This window comes from Bartonella sp. MR110HLJHH (assembly GCF_042194225.1).
Lineage (GTDB): Bacteria > Pseudomonadota > Alphaproteobacteria > Rhizobiales > Rhizobiaceae > Bartonella > Bartonella grahamii.
The window spans coordinates 15,638-35,864 of the sequence record NZ_JBHIMQ010000001.1; the positions used below are offsets into that span (position 1 = coordinate 15,638).

Sequence of the window (20,227 nt, forward strand, 5' to 3'; positions counted from 1 at the left end):
CAAAAATACACCTTTTTCATAATAAAATAAGTGTGAAAACAAATTTTTCAAAAGTCAATTCTTGTAAAATTAATCAATTTTGCATAAACCAAGAGTATGACAATAACATCTAAATTATTCGATTCAATTCGCATAAGCTCAAATAAAAAACAAAAAGCTGAGCCAGAAGCGCAACAGTGTCAGTGGGAAGGTTGTGAAAAAACAGGGTCCCATAAAGCACCAGCAGGTCGAAATCACGAAGGACAATATTTATATTTTTGTATTGAACACGTACGCGCCTATAATAAAAATTTTAATTACTTCTCTGGTCTTAGCAATAAAGATATCGCAAAATTTCAAAAGGATGCTCTCACAGGACATCGTCCGACATGGCCTACAGATCTGAGCAATGGTACATCGAAAAAAACAGCCGCTAATTATGCAAAGATTCGCTCTGGAACAGCTGCCTATCAAAATCGCATGCGCGATCCCTTCACGCTTTTTACTGAGCGGCATTCAACCAATAATTTCTCACGAAAATTAAAGCCCTTAGAAGCAAAAGCTTTTGATACACTGGGACTACAGGCAAACGCTTCAGCAGAAGACATCAAAATGAAATATAAAGAGTTGGTAAAAAAGCACCATCCTGATTCCAATGGTGGTAATCGTGCTTCAGAAGAGCGCTTTCGTGATGTTTTACATGCTTATAATTTGCTAAAAAAATCTGGTTTGTGCTAAAAACATGTACTTATATGAGCCTATTTTCATTTAGACCATCATTATTTGCGCAAGATATTATTTTTTTGCAAAACATTATAGAATACGTAAAAATCTTCCTTCACATCTAAGGCTTTCATTATAGAGCATTGCATAAATGCTCTAACTCTTGTATCGTTTTCTAATGAATAAATAGCGTCCCTCCCTTCTAAAAACACAATGACAAATCTTACCGTTGAAAATTTGCCCGATATTACACTTTGTGCTCGCGATCTATTTCATATTGAAACAGATATGGAAATCCCTGCTTTTAGCACAAAAAGTTCCCATGTTCCTGATATCGATCCTGATTATCTTTTTGATCAGCAAACAACTTTAGCGATTCTCGCAGGTTTTACCTTTAACCGTCGTGTAATGGTTTCTGGCTATCACGGTACAGGGAAATCAACGCATATTGAACAAGTTGCTGCACGTCTCAACTGGCCTTGTCTTCGCATTAATCTCGATAGTCATGTAAGTCGTATCGATCTTGTAGGAAAAGACGCTATCGTTTTAAAAGATGGTTTACAAATCACTGAATTTAAAGAAGGCATTTTGCCATGGGCTTATCAAAATAATATTGCTCTTGTTTTCGACGAATATGACGCGGGGCGTCCCGATGTTATGTTTGTTATCCAACGCGTTCTTGAAACTTCTGGAAAACTAAGCTTACTTGATCAAAGCCGTGTCATCTCTCCACATCCAGCCTTTCGTCTTTTTGCAACAGCAAACACCATTGGTCTTGGTGATACAACCGGTCTCTATCATGGTACCCAACAGATCAATCAAGCTCAAATGGACCGCTGGTCTATTGTTACGATACTCAATTATTTACCCCATGATAAAGAGGTTGATATCATTTGTTCAAAGGTCAAATCTTTTCAAACGGCTGAGGGGAAAAAGACAATTTCACAAATGGTTTATGTTGCTGATATGGTACGCCAATCTTTTATCAATGGAGATCTTTCAACTGTCATGAGTCCACGTACCGTTATTACTTGGGCAGAAAATACAACAATTTTTCAAGATGTCGGCTTTGCCTTCCGATTAACCTTTCTCAATAAATGTGATGAACTCGAACGTGCCACTGTTGCAGAATTTTATCAACGCGCCTTTGGACAAGAGCTTCCCGAATCACTCATTCATGGTGTTTCGCCTTAAGGAATCTGTCACTCATGGCTACCAATATTGGCGACAACAAAAATCTGGCAAAGGACTCTTCCAACAACACTCTTAATGCTGAAGCTTTTAAAAAAGCACTTTCCACCTGTATGCGTGCAATTGCAGGCACAAACAACCTTGAAGTTTCCTTTAGTCATAACCGACCATCTTTAAGCGAAAGTTGTGCGCGTTTACCAGAATTACCTCAATACGCAACGAATAAAGACATCACCATTACCCGCGGATTAGGTGATTCCATGGCTCTACGCAAAGCATGGCATGATAACCGTATTCACATGCAATTTGCTCCACTAGAATCAGAAGCACGTGCTGTCTTTGATGCCCTCGAACAAACACGTGTTGAAGCAATTGGCACTTTAGCCATGGAGGGACTTGCAAAAAATCTTGATATCATGCTCGCCGATAAATACAAAAGAGCCCATTATCATAAAATTAGCAACCAAAGTGAAGCCCCCATCCAAGAAGCGATTGCACTTTTATTGCGTGAAAAAATAACAAAGCGCACAGCTCCAAAAGAAGCAGGTCCTGTCTTAGAATTGTGGCGTCAAGAACTCGAACAAAAAGCAGCAGCAGAACTCAATGAACTCCCACATCATATTTACAACCAACAAGCTTTTGCACAGATTGTTTGCCAAATGCTTGCTACACTCAAAATGACAGTGCAACAAGCTAAAGCTTCTGACAGTGAAAACAATAAAAAATTAAAAAACGAATGTGAACCTCAAGACCAAGCAGAAGAAGAGAGTAAAAACAAAAAACACGCTCAAAGTGAAGAACAAATCAGCACTGAACAAGAAAGTGATGTGCAAGACGACGGAAAAACACAAGCGACACAATCAAACAACAATGATCAAGCTGACGGCGAGCAAAAAAATGGACCTTGGCAAGAAAAGCCGAGCAGACCCAAACGCCTTTTTTCCGATTCGGAACAAATGGAAAGACTTGGTGATTATAAAATCTTCACTCGTCAATTTGATGAAATTTTGGAAGCAACAGATTTTTGTTCTGAAAACGAGTTAGATCACTTACGCCGTTATCTTGATAAGCAAATCAATCATCTTCAAAACATCGTTGGCCGTTTAGCAAACCGTCTCCAGCGCCGCTTGATGGCGCAACAAAATCGCAACTGGAACTTTGACCTTGAGGAAGGATATCTTGATACAGCACGGCTTCCACGTCTAATTATTGATCCTATGCAACCCCTTTCTTTTAAAATGGAAAGCAACACCCAATTTCGGGACACAGTTGTTTCACTCCTCATTGATAATTCGGGCTCAATGCGCGGACGCCCCATTAGCGTTGCCGCAAGTTGTGCTGATATTTTGGCACAAACTCTTGAACGTTGTGGTGTCAAAGTTGAAATTTTAGGTTTTACCACTAAAACTTGGAAAGGAGGAAAATCGCGCGAACAATGGCTTACCCAAAACAAACTTCATAATCCTGGACGCCTCAATGATTTATGCCATATCATCTATAAAAGTGCTGATACCCCATGGCGTCGCGCACGACGCAATTTAGGTTTAATGATGCAAGAAGGATTATTAAAAGAAAACATCGACGGAGAAGCTTTAATTTGGGCTCATCAACGCCTTTTATCACGGCGTGAACAACGTCGCATCCTCATGGTCATTTCTGATGGTGCTCCTGTTGACGATTCAACACTATCGGTCAATGCCAGCAATTATTTAGAAAAACACTTACGCGCAGTGATTCAAGAAATCCAAACACATTCCCCCATTGAACTCATTGCCATTGGAATTGGTCATGACGTCACACGTTATTATCAGCGTGCTGTAACAATTATGAATGCTGAAGAACTCGCTGACGCCATAACAAAACAATTAGAAATACTTTTTAGTGATAAAATGCCTCATATTCATAAGAAATAAACCTACCTTGAAACAGCCAACAGTTACATCTTAAAAAAATTATCTCTATCATTAAACCATTGGAATTTGATGACTAACAACCTGAGAAGATAATCCCACAAATTGAATATCGAACTTTAAAGAAGCTTCTACTTTACTGGATGCATTATGAATTCTAAAAGAAATGCTCCAACCATCTTCAAAAATTATAATGAGTTTGTTTTTACTTTCTGGTTTTAGTGCAACTGATAAAATTTTGCTTGGAATTTTCCATTTACGACCATATCCCAGAGTGCCATTCAAATTAAAAGACTGAATAATAACCCGTTTTTGTTTAGATTTTGTATCTATCATAATCTTATAAAAATCATAAGAACCTATAACATACTGAAACAATAGCTTCACAAATTTATCTTGATAATCTAAACAAAGCCTTTGAAGTTCTTTAGAAAAAGCTTCTAGGATTGGAAGATAAACTCTGCTGTCTTTATCCTCTATATCTCTAAAGAACATTTTCTTGTCTCTGAGCTCTGCTAAATAATCAAAAATAGGTCTGATTTCATTAAAATAAACGCTGCTACAAGAATAACCTGTCCATTCTTTACCAAAATCTATTTTACCGGAAAGGCGAGGATGTTTGATAGCGCTATGATTATGTTTTGCAGAAATACCAATAGGATTTTCAGGAACTTTTAAAATAATATCACGGACATCTCCTTTGATCCCAACAGAATCTTCCTGAAGAACAATAGTTTTCGTGTTTCTAATATTTTTATCATGTAACTGTAAGAAAACAGCTGCTTCAATAGAAGCGAGATTTAAAAGCCTTTTTTCAGTATCATTAAATAAATTATAAAAAGACTCCGCTATTTGAAAGGACGAATTAAACTCTATAGAAGCTTTTGTTGCTTTTTTAAACCCCATGGCCAAAGCATATTCAAAGGCTTTTCCATTTTCTACCTGATTCATACAATTTCCTAAAGATCCTTACTCAAAATTACGAGTTCATTTGATTTTTTATTGTTTCCCATACCGTAAGTCCATTCAGGATTAAGTATTGTATGTCCTTTATAAAGTTCTCTAACTTCCACACAATCATTATAAGATAAAACCCATCCTTGACGCTTTCTCAAAAGTTCAGCAAGAGCTTGATGATCAAAAGAATTATGTTTATCGCCTTTGTGACCATAAAGTTTTTGATTAATAAGATACGGAGGATCACAATAAAGAAAATCGTTAAAGTGTTTAGGAATACTTTCTGTAAAATCTCTGTGTCCCACTGTGAAATTTTCAATCTTAAAATCTTTAAGCCGTTCAATAGAACGATAATTGAATCGAGGGTGTCCTGGAGACATACCGCCAGAAAGTGTTGTTCCGGAAAAAGAAGAGCGATTAAGAACAAAAAAAACGGCAGCAATCTCTAATTGATTTTTAATATTCCCAAAAGTTTTTTGGAGATTATAAAACATTACGGGAGTCATATCTTCATATTCTCTCACTTTTTCTGCAAGAGCTGAAGCATCTTTCAAAAGCATCTGCCAAAAAATAACAAGCGGCTTAAAAGCATCATAAGCATAAACCTTTGTTCCTCTTTTAGCTAAGGTTAATTCAATTGAACCGCCTCCTACAAAAGGAGAACATAAAGTTTTCTGTTTCCTTATATAGTTATTAATAATCATAGGAACAGCACGACTTTTCCCTCCCGGATAACGAAGAGGTGATTTTACAATAGGCAACTCCCTAGTCTCTCTCTGTTTTTTCGAGGAAGTTAAGACCAAATTATCCAATAAAGCCTTTGTATGATCTCTTTGATTTATCATTTTGTTCATATTATCAGCTCCAAGTATCACATTTTCTAACCTACAATTATCTAAAATAAATACTCGAAGCGTTTGCCAAATTCTACAGAGATCGCGTTATAACAAATTGTAAATTCATTAACATATCTGCACAAACATTTGTTACTAAAATAATGATAAATACCAGTATAACCAAATTTTAAAACTGTCAAAAAGGACTTGATACCATTGGTATTTATTTTTCTATTTATATACTACCCAAATGTATATCGAAATATTTTTTCCTTTATAAGAACCAAGTTTCTTATAGCTCAAATAATCATAAGTAAGACATCAAAATTCTTAACAAGACATTTTTTGGCCTTTATAAGAGCTTTATTACCTGTTTTTAATACTGATAAGATGCTCTTATCTCATACTGAATCAGTCAAAAATATCTCCTTACACATCATAAGCATAGATGATGTATGGATAAATACAACTTGAGAAAAGAAGCAAAATCCCTTTTTTGAATCCACTCAAATTCTATTCTTAGAAGACATAACGCACAACCTTTTCTTCTTTAGCAAAACAAAAGGACAAAGATCATTATTTGTTACAAACAAAAGAAGAATCATCCTTTGAATGACTTTGATAAAGAGGAAGCTTTACAATATTAAGAATTGTTCCATAGGGAATCAACATAAACAGGCTCATAACAATTTTTACCGAAAAATCACCAAAAGCAAGCGAGAGCCAAACTGGCATGCCTACCCCTCCCAAAACAGTACTCTCCACCAGTGAACTATCAGCATAGCCTGTTATCTTATCAAGAACAGTAAAAGAGCTAGAAAAAGCAAGAGCAAAAAACAGTACTGTATCCAAAGCCGAACCAACCAACGCTGCTGCTAAAGGTGCTTTCCACCATGTTTTACGTCGCAAAGGAGTAAAAACAACAATATCAATGAGTTGCCCAAATAAAAATGCAAAACTAGAAGCAAGTGCAAGCCGTGGTGTCGCCAATATCCAAGAAACAAAGACACCCGCAAAAAAACCAGCATAAACCACACGCCGCGCAGCAGATGGACCATAAAAACGATTGGTCAAATCATTGATCAGAAAAGCAAATGGATAGGTAAAAGCCCCATAAGTCAACAGCTCATTTAAATCAAACCAGTAGACAGGATATTGAACAAAAATATTAGAAGCAGTGACAGCAAGGCACATTGCTAAAATAGAAAAAACAATGTACCTCTTCTTTTGCTGTTCTCGTAAAGGACTGCTTGAGGGCATTTTTTTTAACCTATGATACGGAACCAATAAAATTAAACGATCAACCTGAAAAAACTTAACTTCTAGAACAGAAAACCGGAATAAAAGCGTCAATAAACCAAAAAGAATGGCGCTAATAATTACGCTGCTTGTTCAGCCTTTTGCTCACCTTCTTGCTCAGCTTTTTTCTTAATGATTTGTCGTTTTAGCAAACGCGCACGTTGCGACAACTCTTTATCATCTGCTTTGACCAAAAAAGCATCAAGGCCACCACGATGCTCAACAGAACGCAATGCACTTGCTGAAATGCGCAAGCGATAACTTTGCTGTAACACTTCTGAAATCAATGTCACATTGCAAAGATTTGGTAAAAAACGACGCCGAGTCTTATTATTCGCATGGCTAACATTATTACCATACAGAACCGTCTTCCCTGTCAATTCACATGCACGAGACATAAACTTCACCCTTAAACTCTAAGAAACTTTCAAATCCCCATACCCAAAGGACACAATGAACGCAAAACACGCACAATGCAACCTTGAACGGGCATCATTGGGAAGTCTCTTTCTAATAGGGGGTCGACAACAAAAGGTCAAGTCTTTTATAAAACCTTTTTCATATCTTACTGGCTCATTCTTCATCTTTTTCCTCAATAAGGCGTGCAAATTCCACCAAAAAGCGTACAAAATGTTTTTTTTAAATACATACCATGTTAGAATAAAAACTTATTGTCCCGAAAGGAAGCATAAATCATGAGCAAAAAAGAGCCCCCCATGACAAAGCTTCAGGAAGATTCTTGCCGTTTTTCTTCTTTTTTGTTTGGAACTTTATGTATTTGTTTTTTTCTTCTCTTCAGTGCATTAGGTATATGGCAAGTACAACGGTTAAACTGGAAAACAAATCTCATCACCAGTGCCAATCAGCGCATTCATTTGCCCCCCATAAAAGCCCCCCCAAAAAATCAATGGTCAGATGTTACTTTTGAAAAAAATGAATATCAACCTGTTGTTACCACAGGAAAATTTTTAACAGATAAAAATATTTTAGTCACTGCTGCCGCTCAAAATACTACAGGCTATTGGGTTTTGACTCCTTTACAAACGGCTGATAATACACTGATCTTTATCAACCGTGGCTTTATCCCCATGGATGAACGTAACAATTTTCAAAACTCAGAGCAATCGCATACAAATGCCTCATCTCAGCAAAATTCGACCACAGACACAGAACAAACAACAATTATAGGTTTATTACGCATGAGTGAAAAAAATGGATTTTTCCCGCGTAAAAATAATCCGGACAAGAATTTATGGTATACGCGCGATCTCCCTGCTATGGCACAAAAACTTGGTCTGTCCACTGTTGCCCCCTATTTCATTGATGCCAGAAAAACATCTCCACAAGCAAACCTTCCCGTCGTTGGTCTTACGATTGTCCATTTTCGAAATAATCATCTCGTTTATGCAATCACGTGGTTTATTTTAGCTGCTGGTGTGTTAGGAGCTTTTCTTTTTCTGCTACGGCAAAAAAACTAAAAAAAGACCTCTTCCATCTCAAGTAACAAAAATTTTTAGAATCTTGGAAACTGATAAAGAGAACAGAATCTACTAACTTGCGCCTTTGTTAAATAAAGATCATAGGCATACAATGAATCTTTATACCATCCACAAAAGATTTACGCGACACTCTTCAAAAAACCATCATAAAACGAGGGATGATTCATTAAAAATGTAATGCCCAAAAATGTGAAACAATGCATTATCTCCACTCTTAAAAAAAATTCATTCTAAAAAAACATTGTCATAAACGCTTTTGAAAAACATACAGCCAAATTTAAAAATGATAGGAAAGATAGGCACTCATTTTTGCCTTTATAATTTTATATTCTTGCTTCATTAGATTGTTTCCCATCTCAGAGATTACTCCAATTGATATACGCAATACTTTCGCCTTCATCTAGCATAAAAGCTAATATAGCAGAGAACATACGGATGCATTTTTTGTTTCAAAACTGCTATGAAGATGAGATGTTGAGTTATAAGCAACAAAAAAACATTTAATGTCTCAATGAGACTTTATACCTATCACCACATCTCAAATGAGAGTGTTTTTACAGGATAATAAAAAAAGGTGAGTCATCCCATATTCTAAAAAGACAGTTTATCCTTTCAGTGTATTTTGCTAAAGGCTTATGCTATAAATCTATAAGCGTGTTTTACTAGAATTTTAACTCTTTCATTTTTAAGGCTTCTGTTATGGGTGTTGTTGCCAAAAATTTTCCCATACCTGATCTTCATCGGGTTCGTCGTGTTCTCTTTTCTGTGTCTGATAAAACGGGTGTGGTTGCTTTTGCACAAGCCCTTCATGCTACTTACAATGTTGAATTGATTTCAACAGGGGGAACAGCCAAAACCCTCATAGCAGCTGGTTTACCCGTAAAAGATGTTGCTGAAGTTACCGGATTTCCTGAGATAATGGATGGGCGTGTAAAAACACTCCATCCTTTGATTCATGGTGCTTTGTTAGGGGTAAGAGAAGATCCTAGCCATAGGGAAGCTATGGAAAAGAACAGCATTCATGGAATTGATCTTTTGGTGGTGAATCTTTATCCGTTTGAAGAGACGATCTTATCGGGAGCCGATGGGCAAACGATTCTTGAAAATATTGATATCGGTGGACCGGCGATGATTCGCGCCGCGGCAAAAAATTATGCTTATACTGGTGTTGTAACAGCGATAAAAGATTATGATTCGATTCTAGCTGAATTAAAACAGCATAATGGATGTTTAAGCTTATCTATGCGTCATCAGCTAGCAATGCGCGCTTATGCACACACCGCCGCTTATGATACGGCAATAGCATCGTGGTTTGCACGGGATTTAAAAATTGAAATTCCATCGTGGCAGAGTTTTTCTGGTCATCTTGAGAGTGTTATGCGCTATGGGGAAAATCCACATCAACAGGCAGCATTTTATCGCAATAATGGAAAACGTTTTGGTATTGCAACAGCAAAACTTTTACAAGGCAAAGCGCTTTCTTATAACAATCTGAATGATACAGATGCAGCCTTTGAGCTTGTGGCAGAATTTGATCCGCAAAAAACCGCTGCTGTCGCTCTTATTAAACATGCCAATCCTTGTGGTGTTGCGGAAGGAGAAAATTTGAAAGAAGCTTATTTGAAAGCTCTTATGTGTGATAATGTATCGGCATTTGGTGGAATTGTTGCTTTAAATCAAACCCTTGATGAGGAATGTGCTGAAGAGATTGTTAAAATTTTCACAGAAGTGATTATTGCTCCTGATGCCACAATGGCGGCACGTGAAATTATTGCCAAGAAAAAAAATCTTCGTTTGCTCATTACAGGTGGAGTTCCTGATCCACGCTGTGGAGGACTTCTTGCGAAAACACTTGCAGGAGGCATTTTAGTGCAATCGCGTGATAACGTGGTGGTTGATGATCTTAAATTGCAAGTAGTGACAAAGCGGGCACCAACTCAAGATGAAATGCGTGATCTTCAGTTTGCTTTTCGTGTAGCAAAACACGTTAAATCAAATGCTATTGTATACGCGAAAAATAGCGCAACAGTTGGAATTGGAGCCGGACAAATGAGCCGCATCGATTCAGCAAAAATTGCTGCAAGTAAAGCAGCAGAAAGTGCGCAAAGAGCAGGCTTAACAGAAACTCTCACAAAAGGATCGGTTGTTGCATCAGATGCATTTTTTCCTTTTGCAGATGGTTTATTAGCAGCAGCTGAAGCAGGAGCAACAGCAGTTATTCAACCAGGAGGCTCCATGCGTGATGAAGAAGTTATCACGGCTGCTGATGCGCAGGGTTTAGCGATGGTTTTCACAGGAACACGACACTTCCGCCATTAATAATTTTGCTGATTCTCTCTATTATATGAGACAAATGTTTCAAGGAATTTTTCATAATCATCGTATGACTATTGATCACTATTGAAATGGAAGCAGTTATTCAATCCAAAGAATCTACTCGTGAAGACGTTTATCACCACAGAAAATGCACATAATTTAACCATTATTTAGGGATAAGATATTGTTGTTGTTAATACTTTAATGGCTTCCCTTTCACATGAGCAAAATGTTAAAGGGATATTATCTTGTATGTAGATGCATACCTGTTATGATATTATAACACAACTCTTTTTAGTAATATGCTCTATTCTTAAACCAAAGAGTGAAATGAAAAGTTTGAGTAGAGGATATGAATATTCTACGTTTTTATAGTAATTGGCGCCGTTATCGTCGAACCGTTAATGCATTAAGGTGTCTTTCAACATATGAACTCAGCGATCTTGGAATTTGTCGCGGTGATATTAATTTGATTGCACGACGTTATTCGCGTAAATCTTTATAAACGTTGTTTGAAGCATTTGAGAGAGTGCTTTGCTGTGAAAAAACGTGCATTTTGTGGCTTGTTATTATGACTTCATTTATAATAACAAAGAGCAGAAGGGTTGTTTTTCTCGGACGTTGCTATGTGTTGTTTCTTGAATTCTCAGTGCTTCTATGATGTAAAACATTTGATTTATAATGATAATTTAGCGTTATTCATATTGAATTAGAACCCCGAATACCGTAAGATTCTCCCATTTAAAATCTATGTATGTTGAATACAAAAACCATTCGCTTGCACGTTACAAGCGGGGGATCCTGTGTGGATAAAAACTATTAAGAAAAGGCTAAAAATGCCTCTTATGAATCATCTCTAGTGCCAAGAGCTGTTACAAAAATTGGGCACTAATAAATAGTGTGATGATGCTAAATTGCTCCTTGCGTAAAGATGGGGTGCTTCATGGATTTACCGTTATACCCATCACAGACATCATCACGAAATAGGCTTGGAAGTATTAAGGGATTTTTCTTTAATATACGTCCGTGAATACGCAATAAATAGCGCTCTGTTTTTCGTGAGGGAGCGTAACCCTATTAATGCAACTCTCTCAGAGATAAATATTAATCCCAACAGCACACTTAAGAACTTATCGAAGATAAGCAACAGCTTTATTTTCTCTCCACATCTTTAAAGAATGAAGATCCTTAACCAGTACTCATCTATCAACAGTGGTCTGTCAAAAACTCTTTTTTCGGGAGCCAATCCCTCTTAGCATCACCTCATGAGATTCTATGAGCAAACCTTGCCTAAAAACATCCAACCTATACTCTAATAAAATGCTTCATGTATAAAATTTATATGATCTTCAAATTTTGAGAATATTACCACAATAAACGATGATGTTTTGCGACACGAAGATAAAACGCAATATACTATGGGTTGGAATAATGTTCTGATTTTTTATCAAACGCTTTACGGATAAAACGCCAACGAACTTTTTCCTGAAATGCAGGACGAAAATATAAAACAATCTGTTGTGTCCGCTGTGGACCTGTTAATTCTGCAAAATCAATCGAATCTTCAAGACAAATATCTGCGTCAGGCGATACAAAATACCATACTTGTTCGCTCTTCACGTTCTCGTTCTTTACAGCTAAACACACACGTTTGCCATCATAGTTAACTTCAACTTGTGGATGAAGATGAAACCGAACAGCAACATGATCTTGTTCATTTTGCACACTCTTGTGTCTCTTTCCCCCTTTATTTGGCATAAAAAAGCGATCAAAACCTTCGATCATATCTCCATTTGTTGCCAAAATAAGACCACGCTCATGAATAAGATTAAAGGGTCGCACATAACCATTATGACTCGCAATAAAACCCGTCTTCTCTGAATCCTCTATACGGCGCACTTGAACATCCGTTGGTCCATCAAACAAAAATGGCGCGCCATTTTTCTTTTTCTGATAAAAAGCACCCACTGAACAATCATTAAGCGTAGCTGTTGAATGTGCTGCAGTAACACGCCCTAAATGTCGATAATCTTCCCGACCATCAGGATTAACACCAGTATTGATAATAAAACGGTGCCCTTGTGAAGACATTTCAAAAGACAAACATCCCGAACAAGCCTGCTGTGCTACAAAGCGGGGTGGAAACTTTCCTGTATCTGCAAGCACTGTTGTTTGATTGGCTTTTAAGCGCTGAAATCCTGAATAACGGGCATAACTAAAAGGATGCCCTCCTGTTTCATCAAGCTCCAAAAGGGACGATAACCGTTCCGACACAAGGGGACCAACCCCATTAAAATGAGCCAACGTTTGATCCTCATGGATAAAGAATCGTAAAGCTGGCAACATACGCTCAACAGAATCAATCAAAATACGTGGTGCTGTTTCATTGCTACGCATAAAAAGATGCCGTAACGACAATAAATCCGATAACAAATTCAGCAAAATAACAGGACTACGAGAAATATGCCCACCATCAACTAGGATTTGACGGGAAAGCTCTTTTATAAGTGTGGTTTGTACCTTTTTTTTCACTGCCACAGAAACAGGCAAAGCAAGAGATGCGAACGTCAAAGCCGCTGCTGCTTGTAAACGTCGGTCATCATGCTCCATACTGCAAATTGTTACGCGCAAATAACGAAATTGCAAACCAAGCGCACGTAAAAAGCGTTTTTCAAACCGCTCACTTGCTCCTTCTAACAACATTTTCGAATGACAAATCCATGAAATCAAGCGCCGCGCCACAACAGGACCACTCCAAGCAAGCCCTTTTACCTTCTTGCCAGCATGGTCAAACCAATCTTCTAAAAGAGAACGTGCGTGTGCAGAAGCTAAATCACTTCCTGCTGCCTCCATATGGCGCAACCAATGAAAATCATGTAGAGCTGCTTCCCATTCTAGCGTTGGTGGAACCAATGCAAACGGCGAAACAGCACCAGAATGAACAATGTGACCAGCAAAAGCAAAACGACCATGATAAAATTCATGCGCCATCATAGGATCAGCCACATGCAAATCCATGGGATGCGCTAAAATTTTATGAGGACGAAACCCTGAAAACCGCCAACGAAACAATGGTCCAACCCATAAACGCCGCATAACATTCTGTATCGTATCGATACAGGCTGCCACTTTTACCTGAGGAGCTTTTACCGCAACCGCCAAAATTTCATCTCCATTTATGCTGATTCAAATACAATTTCGACCATTTTTGTAAATGAAGCGTTAATTAAGCAATTTTTCGTAAGCGCGCAGCGAAAAAACCATCCATTCCTAAAAATGCGGTTTTCTCAGCATCAAAATTTTTATGACAAAAATCCGCAGGCGTTGTACGTAACATCCCCCCACAAAGCAAATGTGCCAGTGCTCCCATTTCCTCTGGATAAATAGGTTCTAAAACAATGTCATTGCGTGTCGATAAAATTTTTTCAATAAGATCTTCACCTTCTTCTCTTGCCAATGAACAATTGGAAAAAATAATCCGTCCCCCCACCTTTACCAAGGAAATTGCTGCGACAAGTAAATCATTTTGCAACGCCGCTAACTTGACAATATCATCCCTCGATTTCGTCCATAAAATATCTGGATGACGACGGATCGTTCCAGTAGAAGAACAAGGAGCATCGAGAAGAACCGCATCAAAAAGCTGTGTGGGATGGAAATTTCTCACATCGCCCTGCCAAATGTGAACTGAAAAATGAAGCCGTTCCATATTTTCTTTTAAACGCTTTACGCGGTTAGCAGAAAGCTCAATTGCTGTCACCTGCGCTCCTTGTAAAGCCAATTGTGCTGTTTTTCCCCCAGGGCTCGCACAAAGGTCAGCAACTCGTTTACCCCGAAGTGTTCCTAATAAACAAGCAGGCAACGCTGCAGCAAAATCTTGAACCCACCAAGTTCCTTCACTATAGCCTAGTAAATCAGAAACAGAACACTCCAGACGATTCAATCGAACAGAACCATTGGGCAACACCACACCACCAAGCCTTTCAGCCCATCCAACACTATCAGATTTCACTGTCAAATCAAAAGGGGGTTCCACACTTTGAATTGCTATAATCTGATGCGCCTTTTCTGTTCCATAAGCTGACATTAAAAGCTGTCTAAACCACGCTGGCACACCTTCAATGGAAGGAATTTGTTGGCGTAAAGACACCGCCTCACGTGCAATATTGCGTAAAAGAGCATTCACCACCCCTGAAAAACGGCGCATTCGAGGGTCAAGTTTCGCCACACGCACAGCTAAATCAATAGCCGCATGATCTGGAATATCAAGATAAAGAATTTGTGCAACACTGATATGCAAAAGATGCTGGAGTGAAAGTGCTTGTGAAGGCAAAGGACGCGCTAAAAGGCGTGAGAGAGCTGCCGTAATCTGCCCTCGATGACGCAATGAAGCTGTTAAAATAGCCCGACATAACAAACGATCTCGTTGTGAAAGCTTTAAATATTGTGGATGTCCGTGTTCATTATCCGTCAAACCAGACAAAGGCGTGTGCTTATCAACTACCGCCCCCAAAAGACGCACACACACCTGCCGAACAGCTAATCCTGGAACATTTTTTTCAGACACATGCCCCGCTTTTTTGTGTTTCAAAACACCACCTTTATATCACTGTTTCCTTAAAAACTCCCTCAGTAACTCTATGAACGAGATCTTTTTGAATTTTCATAACGAAGCCAAGAAGGACGTTTTGTAACACGCTGAAAAGAACTGTTTTCTTGCTCACCTAATGCATGAGCCCGACCACTATGAAAATCTCCATAGTTCATCCCGTTGCTTTTTTCATGTATAGTATCTTCTTTATTCCATCCCACACTTTTGGCAAGAGCCCCTTTCATCTCTTCTGCTTGCTGATAAAGAGCAGCAATACGGTTTGCAGTTGCTGGATGTGTAGAAAAAAGACTATCCGCTCCCTCACCGCTCAAAGGATTAATAATAAACAGATGCGCGGTTGCTGGATTATGCTCTGCTTCTTCATTATATACCCCACGTCCCCCATCAGCAATCTTACGCAATGCCGAAGCCAACCATAAAGGATTACCACATATTTCAGCCCCTCTCCGATCCGCAGCATATTCCCGCGTACGACTAATCGCCATTTGCACCAGCATTGCTGCAAAAGGTGCCACGAGCAGTGCAATAAATCCTCCAATTGCCCCAGCGCCATGAGAATCTTCTGAAGAGTTACGCGGTCCTCCCATAAAGAAAGCAAAATTACCAAGCATTGAAATTGCCCCTGCAATCGTTGCGGTTAGAGTCATTGTTAAGGTATCACGATGCTCAATGTGTGCGAGCTCATGCGCCATAACACCGGCAATTTCCTCTGAACTCAACCGCTCTAACAACCCAGTACTTGCAGCAACAGCAGCATTTTGCGGATTACGTCCCGTCGCAAAAGCATTTGGCTGTGCATTCTCAATAACATAAACCTTTGGTTGAGGAAGAGAAGCCCTTTGTGCTAAATCGCTTACAATCTTATAATAAACTGGTGCTGAATGCTGATCAACTTCACGCGCCCCGTACATGCGTAAAACGATTTTATCCGAATTCCAATAAGAAAAAAAGTTTAAACCACTTGCCATCAAAAGAGCAATGACCATGCCACCACCCCCTCCAACAAGATAACCAACTCCCATAAAGAGAGCAGTTAAAAAAGCCAAAAGCATGGCTGTACGCATTATATTCATTACTCAAAAAACTCCATGATAAAAGTCAATCAATATTATATGATGGTGTTTTCTTTCTGCTTCTTCAATGGAATAGGTGTAAAATGAATAAAAAAGATGAGAAAACAAGCAAAAAAAATGCAACTGTTGTTAAACAGCAATCTCTTTCTCCCGCAGCACAACGCGCCCTTAAAGAAGCTGAAGAAAGGCGAAAAAACGCAGCCAAAAAAGAACAACCTTTAGAAAACGGCGGACGCGGCGGCAAAGACCCTTCCCGCTATGGAGACTGGGAAATTAAAGGCCGCGCTATTGACTTTTAAAACCATTGATTTTTATAAAACCAGCGCTGTTTAAACAAGCAGCTTTTTAAAGAAAATCCGTTTTTGATAGACAAAAACGGATAATATTTATTTTTCTAAAGCTTTTAAAGACACGTTGATTAAACAATCATGCTTCTCATGCTGAAGCAGATTCTGCTTCAGCCGCTGCCGCTGCTTCTTCTGCCGCTTGCTTTGCTGCTGCTATACGTTCTTGTGCTTTTTTACCCGGTTCACCTTTATGTGGATTATTACGGGTTGGACGCTTTTTCAAGCCAGCTGCATCTAAAAACCGTAAAACGCGATCTGTTGGTTGAGCCCCTTGTCCAAGCCAATATTGGATACGTTCTTCATTAAGTTTTACCCTCGGTCCATCTTTAGGCAACATTGGATCCCATGCACCAACACGTTCAAGAAACCGCCCATCGCGCGGACTACGAACATCTGCAACGACGATATGATAGTAAGGACGTTTTTTTGAACCTCCACGGGACAAACGAATTTTCAATGCCATATTTTATCTCCTATTGTCAGCTCTGGCTTTCGTTTAAATTAACTTTTTTTGTTTTTTGCTCTTCAGCAATAACTTCATGATGACGCACAACTTCTTTAATAATAAATTTTAAAAATCTTTCAGCAAAATCAGGATCAAGATGACTATCTATAGCCAATTGCCGCAAACGCTCTACCTGATATTGCTCACGCAGAGGATCTACTTTAGGCAAATCATAACGCGCTTTTAAGCGCCCAACAGCTTTCGTACAACGAAAACGCTCTGCTAAGATATGAATCAAAGTTGCATCAAAATTATCAATAGATGCTCGTAAATGTGCCAATTCGTTTAATACTGTTTCCTGCATCATATTCCTTTCCCTCTTTACATCTTATTTTTTCTTAGGATGCTGAGGAAATTTTCCCCTATCAGCAATGTCATTGGAAAGACCAGGAAATGTAGGTCCACGCTTGGGAAGTCCGGGCAAGAGCTTCCCTCCATTACCATTTTCAATTTGCTTTTGAAGTGTTGAGAATTGCTTTAGATCCAATCCCGACAAATCAGGCATAGCTGGAGAATCCCCCCCCAAATTTCCCATACCACCAAAACCCATTTTGGAACCAAGTCCTCCCAACATTTTTCCCATAAAACCACTTTTTCCTTTACCACCCATAGCTTTCATCATATCAGCCATTTGGCGATACATTTTCAAAAGTTTATTAATATCAGCTGCCGTTGTACCAGATCCCTTAGCAATTCGTTGTTTGCGGCTATGTTTTAAAAGCTCTGGATTCGCCCGCTCTTGCGGTGTCATAGATGAAATAATGGCCAATTGACGATCAAACAAACGATCATCAAGCCCCGCAGCCGCAATCTGCTCTTTGACCTTCCCCATTCCTGGCAACATGCCCATAATACCGCCCATTCCACCCAGTTTTTTCATTTTCTGCAACTGTTCTGCAAGATCATTCAGATCAAATTTTCCGGCTTGCATTTTTTTTGCAAAAGCAGCAGCTTTCTCATGATCCATTGTTTCAGCAGCTTTTTCAACCAAAGAAACAATATCCCCCATTCCGAGAATACGATCAGCAATACGGCTGGGATGAAACTCTTCTAAAGCATCTATTTTTTCACCAGTTCCAATTGCTTTAATTGGTTTACCTGTAACCGCACGCATAGAAAGAGCAGCACCACCACGCCCATCACTATCCATACGTGTTAAAATAATCCCTGTAATCCCTACACGCTCATCAAAAGAACGAGCAAGATGAACGGCATCTTGCCCTGTCAAACTATCAGCCACCAACATAATTTCATGAGGAAGGGAACATGCTTTAATTTCAGCCAATTCGAGCATCAAAGCTTCATCAATATGATTACGTCCTGCTGTGTCAAGAAGAAGCACGTCATAACCACCCAATTTAGCAGCCTGCACGGCACGTGATGCAATATCAACGGGCAGCTGTCCCGCAATAATAGGCAAGCTTGCAAGTTTCGCCTGTTCTCCCAATTGGCGCAACTGCTCCTGTGCAGCGGGACGACGTGTATCTAATGACGCCATAAGAACTTTTTTATTGTGCTTATCAGTGAACCGTTTCGCAAGCTTTGCTGTTGTAGTTGTTTTTCCGGAACCTTGCAAACCAATCATCATGATAACAACTGGAGCTGGTGCATTTAAATCACTCAGAACGCTTTCATTTCCAAGAATATGAACCAATTCATCATGAACAATTTTAACCACCATCTGGCCTGGTTTAATTGATTTAACGATTTCGGCCCCAACGGCTTTTTCCCGAACCCTATCGGTAAAAGAGCGTACAACATCAAGAGCAACATCAGCTTCCAATAAAGCGCGACGAATTTCACGCAGCGCCTCTACAACATCCTGATCCGATAAAGCGCCACGTCCCGTCAAATGAGACAGGATAGAACCAAGTCGCTCTTGCAAGGATTCAAACATCATTTACCTCATTGTTGCATAACAAACAAACCAAAATAGCATCCGAGAACGCATCGCGCCGTCGGATGTTGACCTCTGAGATCTCTTTATACCCTTAAACTGGGGTCTCAGTCGGTGGCTCCAAGTTAATTTTGTCACTGAAAGCTTGCTCCTTCAAACAATAAAACCCCAGCTTTGTCAAGTTTTATCATAAAATGTCTTTTTATACGAAGAAATAAAAACAGCAAATACTATACTTCAAAACTTTCAACTTCAACACGCATAAAACAACCTGTTTCCTGTTCCATACTCCATAATTTCCCGCTAGAGATATCAAACCAAACCCCGTGCAATGTCAAAAAACCTTGATCTTTGCGAAGCTTTATCCACGGAAACGTCTCTAAATTTCTCAACGAATGGCGAATAGAAAGCTGCTCTAATGCCGTCTGTTTTTCTGGCCAAGACAGCGACTTATTATTCAAAACGATTTCTGCTGCTGGTGCTAAGAGACTTATCCATTGACCAATAAAATCATTTGATGATAAAGATTTACATGTCTCCTTAAGAGCAGTACGAATGCCTCCACAATGGGCATGACCAAAAACGACAATATGTTTCACCTCGAGCAATTGCACAGCATATTCAAGAGCTGCTGATGTTGCGTGATATTGATCATCAGGAGAAAAAGGAGGAACCACATTTGCCACGTTGCGCAAAGTGAAGATTTCCCCTGGCTTAGCATCAAAAATCATTTCTGGCACTGCACGCGAATCACAACAAGCAATGACCAAAACTTCAGGTTTCTGCCCTTCAATCGCCAATTGCTGATAATGTGCTATTTTATATAAAAAATGATTGTTTATAAAATTTTGGTAACCACTTAAAAGTCTTGCTGGTAAACGCGCCATTCTCTCTTTACTTCTGCTTCTTTTTTTACTTTACATTTTGTATATTTAAAAAAACAAACTATTAACATACAAAAATACTAAAAATGCCCTTTCTCTGACGCAAAATATTTCTTTAAAGTACAAACTATTACTAAAAAATAGCAAAAACAAACTCATTCTTTCCAAATAAAGAGCTGTTTTCTTCAGGAAGAAGGTG

The 20,227-nt window shown here is 38.9% G+C and carries 19 protein-coding genes; 7 read left to right on the forward strand and 12 right to left on the reverse strand.

Annotated features, from left to right (window positions below):
* Positions 1–96: 96 nt before the first annotated feature.
* The 3 genes from ACFIKB_RS00080 to cobT all read left to right on the forward strand — a co-directional run bounded on the left by ACFIKB_RS00080 (position 97) and on the right by cobT (position 3,806).
* Positions 97–717, forward strand: coding sequence for a J domain-containing protein (locus ACFIKB_RS00080; protein WP_375635299.1), 621 nt, complete (start codon positions 97–99; stop codon positions 715–717).
* A gap of 198 nt (positions 718–915) precedes the next feature.
* Complete coding sequence (gene cobS / locus ACFIKB_RS00085; RefSeq protein ID WP_375635300.1) at positions 916–1,896, forward strand: cobaltochelatase subunit CobS; 981 nt, start codon at positions 916–918, stop codon at positions 1,894–1,896.
* Between the two features lie 14 nt (positions 1,897–1,910).
* A complete protein-coding gene (gene cobT / locus ACFIKB_RS00090; protein WP_375652520.1) occupies positions 1,911–3,806 on the forward strand; it encodes a cobaltochelatase subunit CobT in 1,896 nt (631 codons plus the stop codon).
* A 51-nt stretch (positions 3,807–3,857) separates the two neighbouring features.
* Here the strand turns inward: cobT and ACFIKB_RS00095 are convergent, their stop codons facing one another.
* From ACFIKB_RS00095 to rpmB, 5 genes are all read right to left on the reverse strand, one after another.
* The gene (locus ACFIKB_RS00095) at positions 3,858–4,754 is read right to left on the reverse strand and encodes a HaeIII family restriction endonuclease (RefSeq protein ID WP_375652521.1); all 897 of its coding nucleotides are present in this window, start codon (positions 4,752–4,754) and stop codon (positions 3,858–3,860) included.
* Between the two features lie 8 nt (positions 4,755–4,762).
* Positions 4,763–5,614 carry a DNA adenine methylase gene (locus ACFIKB_RS00100; RefSeq protein ID WP_273787611.1) on the reverse strand — a complete coding sequence of 284 codons (852 nt, stop codon included), beginning with the start codon at positions 5,612–5,614 and terminating at the stop codon, positions 4,763–4,765.
* Between the two features lie 41 nt (positions 5,615–5,655).
* On the reverse strand, positions 5,656–5,835 hold the full coding sequence (locus ACFIKB_RS00105) for a transposase (protein ID WP_081429753.1): 180 nt from the start codon (positions 5,833–5,835) through the stop codon (positions 5,656–5,658).
* A gap of 337 nt (positions 5,836–6,172) precedes the next feature.
* Complete coding sequence (locus ACFIKB_RS00110) at positions 6,173–6,856, reverse strand: VUT family protein (protein WP_375635305.1); 684 nt, start codon at positions 6,854–6,856, stop codon at positions 6,173–6,175.
* Between the two features lie 119 nt (positions 6,857–6,975).
* A complete protein-coding gene (gene rpmB, locus ACFIKB_RS00115) occupies positions 6,976–7,293 on the reverse strand; it encodes a 50S ribosomal protein L28 (protein ID WP_015857048.1) in 318 nt (105 codons plus the stop codon).
* Positions 7,294–7,590: 297 nt separating this feature from the next.
* Between rpmB and ACFIKB_RS00120 the strand changes: the two genes are divergently transcribed.
* From ACFIKB_RS00120 to ACFIKB_RS00130, 3 genes are all read left to right on the forward strand, one after another.
* Positions 7,591–8,373, forward strand: a complete 783-nt coding sequence (locus ACFIKB_RS00120) for an SURF1 family protein (protein WP_273787608.1) — start codon at positions 7,591–7,593, stop codon at positions 8,371–8,373.
* Between the two features lie 720 nt (positions 8,374–9,093).
* Entirely contained in the window at positions 9,094–10,713 is a 1,620-nt protein-coding gene (gene purH / locus ACFIKB_RS00125) for a bifunctional phosphoribosylaminoimidazolecarboxamide formyltransferase/IMP cyclohydrolase (protein WP_375652523.1), read from the forward strand.
* 349 nt (positions 10,714–11,062) lie between these two features.
* Positions 11,063–11,215: a DUF1127 domain-containing protein gene (locus ACFIKB_RS00130; protein ID WP_375635308.1), complete on the forward strand. Its 153-nt coding sequence runs from the start codon at positions 11,063–11,065 to the stop codon at positions 11,213–11,215.
* 911 nt (positions 11,216–12,126) lie between these two features.
* Here ACFIKB_RS00130 and ACFIKB_RS00135 read toward each other — a convergent pair.
* The 3 genes from ACFIKB_RS00135 to htpX form a co-directional block, all read right to left on the reverse strand.
* The gene (locus ACFIKB_RS00135) at positions 12,127–13,872 is read right to left on the reverse strand and encodes a heparinase II/III family protein (protein ID WP_273787605.1); all 1,746 of its coding nucleotides are present in this window, start codon (positions 13,870–13,872) and stop codon (positions 12,127–12,129) included.
* A 64-nt stretch (positions 13,873–13,936) separates the two neighbouring features.
* Positions 13,937–15,301 carry an RsmB/NOP family class I SAM-dependent RNA methyltransferase gene (locus tag ACFIKB_RS00140; protein ID WP_375652524.1) on the reverse strand — a complete coding sequence of 455 codons (1,365 nt, stop codon included), beginning with the start codon at positions 15,299–15,301 and terminating at the stop codon, positions 13,937–13,939.
* A 47-nt stretch (positions 15,302–15,348) separates the two neighbouring features.
* Positions 15,349–16,395 (reverse strand): zinc metalloprotease HtpX, encoded by a 1,047-nt coding sequence (gene htpX, locus ACFIKB_RS00145; RefSeq protein WP_375644323.1) that lies wholly within the window; start codon positions 16,393–16,395, stop codon positions 15,349–15,351.
* An 83-nt stretch (positions 16,396–16,478) separates the two neighbouring features.
* On the opposite strand from htpX, the gene ACFIKB_RS00150 reads away from it, so the two are divergent.
* Positions 16,479–16,694 carry a DUF1674 domain-containing protein gene (locus tag ACFIKB_RS00150; RefSeq protein WP_375644324.1) on the forward strand — a complete coding sequence of 72 codons (216 nt, stop codon included), beginning with the start codon at positions 16,479–16,481 and terminating at the stop codon, positions 16,692–16,694.
* A gap of 136 nt (positions 16,695–16,830) precedes the next feature.
* On the opposite strand, the gene rpsP is transcribed toward ACFIKB_RS00150, so the two are convergent.
* The 4 genes from rpsP to ACFIKB_RS00170 all read right to left on the reverse strand — a co-directional run bounded on the left by rpsP (position 16,831) and on the right by ACFIKB_RS00170 (position 20,031).
* Positions 16,831–17,205 (reverse strand): 30S ribosomal protein S16, encoded by a 375-nt coding sequence (rpsP, locus tag ACFIKB_RS00155; protein WP_273787601.1) that lies wholly within the window; start codon positions 17,203–17,205, stop codon positions 16,831–16,833.
* A 16-nt stretch (positions 17,206–17,221) separates the two neighbouring features.
* Positions 17,222–17,551 carry a chorismate mutase gene (locus ACFIKB_RS00160; protein ID WP_273787741.1) on the reverse strand — a complete coding sequence of 110 codons (330 nt, stop codon included), beginning with the start codon at positions 17,549–17,551 and terminating at the stop codon, positions 17,222–17,224.
* Positions 17,552–17,575: 24 nt separating this feature from the next.
* Positions 17,576–19,144, reverse strand: coding sequence for a signal recognition particle protein (gene ffh / locus ACFIKB_RS00165; RefSeq protein ID WP_375635463.1), 1,569 nt, complete (start codon positions 19,142–19,144; stop codon positions 17,576–17,578).
* Between the two features lie 230 nt (positions 19,145–19,374).
* Entirely contained in the window at positions 19,375–20,031 is a 657-nt protein-coding gene (locus ACFIKB_RS00170) for a carbonic anhydrase (RefSeq protein WP_208439374.1), read from the reverse strand.
* Positions 20,032–20,227: the final 196 nt, after the last annotated feature.

Bases quoted from the DNA above. Each gene is read 5' to 3' on its own strand.
- ACFIKB_RS00080 (WP_375635299.1), top strand. From the start codon at position 97: ATGACAATAACATCTAAATTATTCGATTCAATTCGCATAAGCTCAAAT.
- cobS (WP_375635300.1), top strand. From the start codon at position 916: ATGACAAATCTTACCGTTGAAAATTTGCCCGATATTACACTTTGTGCT.
- cobT (WP_375652520.1), top strand. From the start codon at position 1,911: ATGGCTACCAATATTGGCGACAACAAAAATCTGGCAAAGGACTCTTCC.
- ACFIKB_RS00095 (WP_375652521.1), bottom strand. From the start codon at position 4,754: ATGAATCAGGTAGAAAATGGAAAAGCCTTTGAATATGCTTTGGCCATG.
- ACFIKB_RS00100 (WP_273787611.1), bottom strand. From the start codon at position 5,614: ATGAACAAAATGATAAATCAAAGAGATCATACAAAGGCTTTATTGGAT.
- ACFIKB_RS00110 (WP_375635305.1), bottom strand. From the start codon at position 6,856: ATGCCCTCAAGCAGTCCTTTACGAGAACAGCAAAAGAAGAGGTACATT.
- rpmB (WP_015857048.1), bottom strand. From the start codon at position 7,293: ATGTCTCGTGCATGTGAATTGACAGGGAAGACGGTTCTGTATGGTAAT.
- ACFIKB_RS00120 (WP_273787608.1), top strand. From the start codon at position 7,591: ATGAGCAAAAAAGAGCCCCCCATGACAAAGCTTCAGGAAGATTCTTGC.
- purH (WP_375652523.1), top strand. From the start codon at position 9,094: ATGGGTGTTGTTGCCAAAAATTTTCCCATACCTGATCTTCATCGGGTT.
- ACFIKB_RS00130 (WP_375635308.1), top strand. From the start codon at position 11,063: ATGAATATTCTACGTTTTTATAGTAATTGGCGCCGTTATCGTCGAACC.
- htpX (WP_375644323.1), bottom strand. From the start codon at position 16,395: ATGAATATAATGCGTACAGCCATGCTTTTGGCTTTTTTAACTGCTCTC.
- ACFIKB_RS00150 (WP_375644324.1), top strand. From the start codon at position 16,479: ATGAATAAAAAAGATGAGAAAACAAGCAAAAAAAATGCAACTGTTGTT.
- rpsP (WP_273787601.1), bottom strand. From the start codon at position 17,205: ATGGCATTGAAAATTCGTTTGTCCCGTGGAGGTTCAAAAAAACGTCCT.
- ACFIKB_RS00160 (WP_273787741.1), bottom strand. From the start codon at position 17,551: ATGCAGGAAACAGTATTAAACGAATTGGCACATTTACGAGCATCTATT.
- ffh (WP_375635463.1), bottom strand. From the start codon at position 19,144: ATGTTTGAATCCTTGCAAGAGCGACTTGGTTCTATCCTGTCTCATTTG.
- ACFIKB_RS00170 (WP_208439374.1), bottom strand. From the start codon at position 20,031: ATGGCGCGTTTACCAGCAAGACTTTTAAGTGGTTACCAAAATTTTATA.